The organism is Streptomyces sp. NPDC001770 (assembly GCF_053596135.1).
Map to the genome: position 1 here is coordinate 1 of NZ_JBSFFN010000084.1, position 7,071 is coordinate 7,071.

At 72.4% G+C, this 7,071-nt stretch carries 1 protein-coding gene; it reads right to left on the minus strand.

Annotated features, from left to right (window positions below; translation table 11 throughout):
- Positions 1-7,071, minus strand: a 7,071-nt coding sequence (locus tag ACWCSV_RS34345) for a hypothetical protein (protein ID WP_451149155.1), incomplete at both ends; no start/stop codon positions are given.

The following is a 7,071-nucleotide window of genomic DNA, read 5'->3' on the forward strand; positions in this document are numbered from 1 at the left end:
ACGCCTCCCCGGGCAGACCCAGCAACCGCTCCACCAGCGCACCCGCACCCAACGGCTCCACCGCCACCGGCACCACCACGCCGGCACCCGCACCCGCACCCGACGGTGCGTGCTCCCCCGTGCCGGGCGGCGCGCCGCGCACGCCCGTCCCTGCACGGCCACCGCTCTTCGCTGCCTTCTTGCTCAGTTTGGGGCTACGGGTCGGATCCGCGGCCCGGCGGGTGTCGGCCTGCGTGACGAGGTCCTGGGAGGCGAGCAGCGCCGGGGCGTCCTCGACCGCTTCCAGAGGGAGCGGCCCGGAGATGTACGTACTGCCGTTGCCGTCCCACCGGTAGTCGTTGCCCTGACGGGACGTACTCAGCCCGTAGGCCAGCAGTCCGACCCGGCCGTCGCCGCCCAGCACGTACGCGAACGACACACCACCACTGCCACCGTCCAGATGCGCGTGCACCGCCTGATTCGCACCGAACACCCGCTCCCGAGGACGACTGCCGCCTTCGGACAGAGCCGTGAGCACCCGGAGCTGCGCACCCGTGAACGACTCGGCGTGCAGACCGTTGCCGTACCGGACCTCCCCGCTGTACTCCCACGTCTCCGGCAGGTGAGCGCGGAAGGCGGAGAGCCGCTCCTCACGCGCCCGCTGCTCAGCCACCGCCGTCTCCCGGTGCGCGACCTCGGCGGCCCGCCACGCCGGCTCCGCCGCGCCGCGCACCAAGCGACGCGACTCCTCGTGCAGCGGCACGTCCAGCGCACCGAGACGCTCCGCGTAGGCCGCGAAGTCCCGCTCCAGGTCCCATGCCGGGGCGGTCCGCGCCAGGAAGAGGTCGAAACGGAACTCCTCGGCACGGGCCGCCGACTTCAGCTCTTCCGCCAGGTCCGGGTATGCCGCGACCAGCGCCGCCAGCTCCGGCGACTCCACCACGCGGCGCAGCAGATCCCCCTGGTCCAGCAGGCTAAGGACCTCCTCGTCCCGGGTCAGCGCCACCATCACCTCGCGATGGTGGCGCTGCAGCGGCTTGAGTGCGGGCAGTCGGCGCACCGCTGCCTGTATCTCGGCGTCCGCGGAACTCCGGGCACCCGCCGCGGCGGCGGTCGTGCGGGAGGAGGCCTCCGGCGTGGTGGACGCTCCCTTACGGGGAGCCTGGCCGGCGGCCGTCCCGGCCGTACGGGACGCCTCCCGCATCCGGTCCAGCTCGGCGAGCAGCCGGCCCGGCTCCCGCAGCGCCTCATCGAACTTCGCCCGGTCACGGGCGAGGATCCGCACCCGGTCGGCGAAGCCCCCGTCCTCCACCGCACGGCCCGCCAGCTCCGGCGATCCCAGCACCGCCCCGACCAGCCCCGGCCGGCTGTCCAGCAACGCCGTCAGCACGTCGTCCGACAGCACCGCCAGCAGCTGAGCACCGGACACGGTCACCGGCACGGAATCCGAGGCCAGCGCCTCGACCAGCACGGGCCGCCGTCGCAGGTGCCGCAGCATCCGGGCGGACTGCGACAGCGCCTCGGAGAGCGCCGGAACCCGGCTGAGCGCCCGCCACAGGGCGGTGTCCCGCGCGAGGTCGTCGACCAGGGTCCGGCGCGCCCGCACCACGCCCAGCAGCCCCGGGTTGTCCCGCAGCAGCCCGGCCACGGCCGGCTTCAGCCGCATGGCCTCCACCAGCCCCGGCAGACCGCCCAGCGCGTCCACCAGCTCGGGCATCCGCACCAGGTCCTCGGCCACCTCCGGCCGCTCCGCCAACAGGCTCCGCACGTCGGCCCGCCCCAGCAGACCCGTCAGATGCTCCGACCCCGCCATCGCCTCGATCAGCGCGGGCGTCTCCATCACGACCGGCAGCAGACCCGCGGTGCGCAACACCACCCCGGCCTGCAGCGGGTAGGCGTTCAGGACCGCCACCACCTGCTCGTTCCGCAGCAGCCCGACCACGTCCTCCTCGGTGGTCAGGGCGCCCGGGTTCTCCGCCAGCACACGGGAGAACTCCAGCCCCGCCGCCAGCGTGCCCAGCAGTTCCTCGTGGTCGCCCAGCGCCCTCAGCACCGTCGTGCTGGACACCACGGCCCGCGCCACCGACTCGACCGCCTCCCACTCCGGGCCTGTCACCGGTTGCGCCTCGTCGTCCAGGAACAGGTCGTACAACTCGTCGAGCAGGTCCGGGCTTTCAGCGAGAGCTGCCACGACCTCCTTGTTGTCCGCGAGGGCGGCGGCGAGCGCTTCACTGGTCCGGAGCAGGAAGGCTCCGGGGTCATCGCTCAGAACGACCGGTTTGTCGGTCTCGTAGGCCCGGATGAACTCGCGGTTCCGCCCGAGGGCTTCGACGAAGGGCCCGAAGGTCGGCCCGGTCATGGACTGCACCAGGTACGCGTCGCTGATGAAACGCAGGTAGAGCCTGCCGTTCTCGCGCAGCGCGCGGGTCAGCTCTGGACGGTCGTGCACCGCGTTCAGGGCACCCTTGGTGCGGTCCGACAGGTACCCGATCAGCGCCGGTCGCTTCAGCAGCGTCGCGGTCATCTCACTGTTCGTCAGCATCGCCAGTACGATGCCGAACTCACGGTCGACGGCGCGTCGCAGTTCGGGCCGCTCCTTCAACGCGACAACCGCCGCCTCCGCGGCCCTGCGGTAGCGGTCCCGGGTCGCCTCGTCAACGGCCAGGGAGTCGACCACCGCGCCGACCCGGTCCGGGGAGTCGAGGACGGCCCTGGCGACGAGAGCCGGCTCCGCGGCGATCCGGATGCCGCTCCTGGTGAGGCTCGGCTCGCCGGCGGCGCGCACCGCCTCGGCGAAGGTCTTCGAGGAACGCCGGTTCAGCTCCACGTACTCCTGCAGCCGGCCGGGCTCCTTCACCCGCTCGACGAACCCGTCCCGGGCCAGCGCGTCCGTCAACAGATCCGGGCTGGACGCCAGCGCCTTGACCACCGCCAGGCCGTCCGCACTGTCCAGCGCCGCGAGCAGCGCACGGTCCTCGAACAGCCTCGCCCAGTGCGCGGACGGAGTCACGTCGTTCTCGTAGCCGGCGAGGGCACGCAGCACCGCGGGACGCTCCACCACGTGGGGGAGGAGGTCCGGCGTCTCCTGCAGCGTGGCGATCACCTCACGCGCGGCCAGAGCCAGCTGCAGCAGAGCCGAATCGTTGGCCAGCAGGTCCGACAACACCCGCGTCCGCTTGACGAGGAGCGGGACGACGAAGGGGTTCCGGTCGAGCAGCGCCGCAAGGCGGCCCTCGGTGCGCAGCGCCTGCCCGATTCCGGCGATGTCCATCTGATGCAGCTGCTCGGCCGAGTTGAAGGCCAGTCCCAGGACGACGGTGTCGGCCTGCACCGCGGCCTGCAGTGCGGGACTTCCGGTCAATGCGTCCGCGAGGATCCGGCGGGTGTCGTCCTGCCCCGCGTCGACGGTGTCGGAGGTGGTGAACTCGTCGACGACGGACCCGCCGCCGTTCGGCATCCGCAGCAGGCCCCGGAGCAGTCCGGGGACCAGCAGCGGAGACCCCGGCCTGACCTGTTCCCGCAGATCGGCGTAGTGCTGTGACAGCAGTCTGCGGTACTCGTGGGGGGCCCGGAGCAGATCGGGGTGGGCGAGGAGCGTCTCGGTCAGCCCCGCTTCGCCCAGGAGCGTCTGGCGCAGCTCCTTGTCCCGCGCGACCGCGGCGTAGACCTTCGGGTGGGCGAGGAGCCGGAGCGCCGGCAGGGCTCCTGACGGTACTTCGGGCCTCCGGGGAATCTCCGGGACGGCTTCGCCGAGGAGCTGTCCGAGTCGTGCGTCGTCGCCCAGGTCGGAGTCGAAACGGTTCGGTTCGTACGACAGCGCCTCGGCCAGGCGGGGGTTGGAGAAGGCGGTCCGCAGCAGCTCCGGCGCCCCGGCCAGCCGCCGTGCCAGCTCCGGGCTCTCCGGCAGCACGTCCGACAGGGCGGGGTCGCCGTCCAGCACACGGAGGATGCCGGGGTCCTTACGGGCGGCCGTCAGCAGCTCCGGGACCCGGAAGAGAGTCTGCACCTGCTGCGGGTAGCGGTGCGTCGCCTGCACCAGGGCGGTGTTCCCCAGCAGGCTTCTGACCTGGTCCGCGTCCGGAACCGCGTCCGGGTAGTTGTCGAAGCCACTGGTCAGCGCGAGATTGTTCCTCAGCGTCCTGACGGCGGCCATCGGCGCCGGGGCGGTCCGCAAAGCCTCGCCGAGTTGCGGGCACACGATGACGGCGTCCGCCAGCCAGTCGTTGTCCGCGACGGCACGGATCAGGACAAGTTTGCCGCCGAGGTCACCGATCAGGGTGATCCTCTTGACGACTTGCCGGCGCAGCTCCGCGTCGTTCTCCATCGCCCGGACGACGTCCATGTGCTGGACCAGGAGCGCGGCGTGCTCGTACAAGTCCGCGTTGGCCGCCCCGGTGCCCAGTTCCCGCAGGACGTTCGGGTGTGCGCGCAGGAGCTGTGCGAAAGCGAGCGGCTGGGTGAGAACCGCTCTCCTCAGGTCGTGAGACTCGCTGACCGAGGTGAGCAGGTCGGGCTGTTCGGCCAGGTACGGCAGTACCTCGGGCCGGACGTCCGCCACCGCATCCGCTTCGATCTCCATGAAGAGTCTGCCGAGTTCGGCCGTCGGGGCGAAGGGCCGCACGGCCTGCGCCTGCGGCACGAACTCCAGCAGACGCTGGGCGACCCGGTCGATGAACTTCTGCTCGGATTCGGCGTCCCGCTCGTACCGGCCGTCGGCGGTCAGTGCGACGGCTTCCGCGTCGACCGCGGCGGTGGCGAGCCGCCGGGCTTCGGCCGGGCTCAACGACACGAGTGTCTGTCCCCGGGGGCGGGTGCCGCCCGACGGTCCCGCGACGGCCGCCTGGGACGACCTCCGCGAGCCGGGGGGCGCGCCGCGCACTCCGGTCCCGCGCCGGTCGTCGCTGTCGGCCGGGCCTTCCGGCGCGAGGAACAACCCCAGACCGTTGTCGGAGGGGAACACGGGGGCGTTCGCGCGGCCGAGGGCGAGCAGGTCCGCCAGAGTGGACGGCCCGTGGTCGTCGATCAGGCGCAGCAGGTGTACGAGATCGTCGTCGGACACCGTCGCCGAGGCATCCCAGTCGTACGCCTCGCGGGCGATCTCCCGGACGACGTTCCTGTCGAACGGCTCGGCGTTCGTCCGGCCGACATAGGCGTCCTGGTGCAGGCGCGCCAGCGCCGCCAGCGGGCGCAGTGCCTGGCGCTCTCTCCCGCCGACGCCTTGGAGGTCCAGGCTCGTGCGCAGGACGTTCCTCATCGTGATCCGGTCCTGCGCGGTCAGCGCATGGCCCCGGGAGCGCAGTCCGGTGTCGTAGGCGAGCGCGTCCAGCACCACGTCACGCGGCTCGGAGACGGCCACCTTCCAGGTGTACGCCTCGCCGGTCCGCCGGTCGCTGTGGATGGCGAGCCATGATTCCTCCTCCATGAGGGCCACCCGGCTGGGCGACCCGTAGGCCGTGCGTCCCGTGGTGTTCGCCAGGGCCTGGACGAAGGTGGTGGTCGATCCCCCCGGGGCGAGCGCACTGTGGCAGACCAGGGCGGCGACGCTGCTGCCCCGGAACAGTTCCGTGAAGGACCGGCGACGCCGCAGCAGGAATCCGACCTGCTGCCCTGAGAAGTTGACACGGCGTCCGCCCGCGGTGACCAGCTGGGCCGCGCCGGGAAGGCCGTGGGCGAGCAGGAAGTAAGGGCCGGGGCTCTGGCCGACCCACGGGACCGGGGCGGTCCCGGTGACCACGGCTTCGCCGTCCGAGATCTCCAGGACGTGGTCGTAGTCCGCGGACTGCACCGCCCCGGGCAGCCGGTGCTCGAAGGACGAGGCGAACTCCGCCTCCTCCATGGAACGGTGTCCGGCGAGACGGCCTTCGGAGTCGGCGAACGGACGCAGGGCCAGGTCGGCGGGGTCGATCAGCTGCCCGTCCACGGTCCGGACCGGTTCCGGGGACTCCGGTTCCGGTCCTCGGGAGTCCGCCGGCAGGTGGATCCACTGGCCGGCGCCCCGGCCCTCGTCGAGTCCCACTCCGATTCCCAGTCGGCTGGGCTCCTCCTCGATGAGCATCGGGCGCCCGGTGTGTCCCCACACGGGACGTCCCAACGCGTCACGCACCGCACGCAGCAGTTCGAGGTTCCGGGAGAGGCTGTCCGGCACCAGCAGCACGACCGGCACCGCGGGGTCGGTCCGCGTCAGGTGCGGATCAGAGGCCAGCACTCGGGCGAACTCGGCGAACGTCAGCTGCCGCGGCTCACCCGAGGCCGCGTCGATCACCCGGATCCGGTTCGGGGTGTCCCGGGCCAGCCGTGCCTGCACCAGGTAGGTCGTGCGCGCCGCCAGCGCGGGCGGCAGGGGACTCGGTACACCGGACGGCGCGTACCCCCTCCTCCCCGACAGGCCGATGGTGTGCTCCAACCACCGGTACTGCTGCGGCTGCCCGGCCAGTGTCGCGGCCGGCCACCGGGCGAGGAAGTCGCGTCCCACCGCGACCTGCCCGAGCATGACCGTGGAGGAACGGACCTGGTCGAGGACCGGGCCGGCGTCCGCTCCGGATGCCGCTCGCGACCGGCCGGTTGCCGGGGGGACCTGCGTCGGGTCCGTGTCCTGGGACGGCCCGCTCTGTCCGGTGAGTGCCATGGCGTCCACGAACGTCCCGTACACGGCGTCGTCGGCCGCGGTCGCCGCCACCGGGTTCGCCGGTGTGCCGTACGCACCCGGGTCGGTGCCGTACAGCCGCTCCAGCAGCGGCAGCAGCTCCCGCTCGTGGAGGCGCACGTACGCCGCCCCGTTGTTGCGGGGCCGGCCGGTCGCCGCGTCCGTGCCGTGGTTGGTCCCCAGGTAGGCGTTGCTCAGCTGGGCGAAGTACTCGTCCGCGCTGGTCGAGGCGTAGTTGTCCACCCGTCGGCCGTCCAGGTCCAGTCGCACCCCGTCGGGCCACGGCACACTGGCACCACGTGCCCGCTTGTTCTCCCACACCGCTTCGATCTGCGCCCGGTCGTCCGCCGACAGCGCGTCGTGGACCAGGTGCGCCAGCTCATGCGTGACGCTGGAGTAGCCGTCCGCCTGATGAGCCTGCGGGCCCACCGACGTGGTCTCGCCCAGCA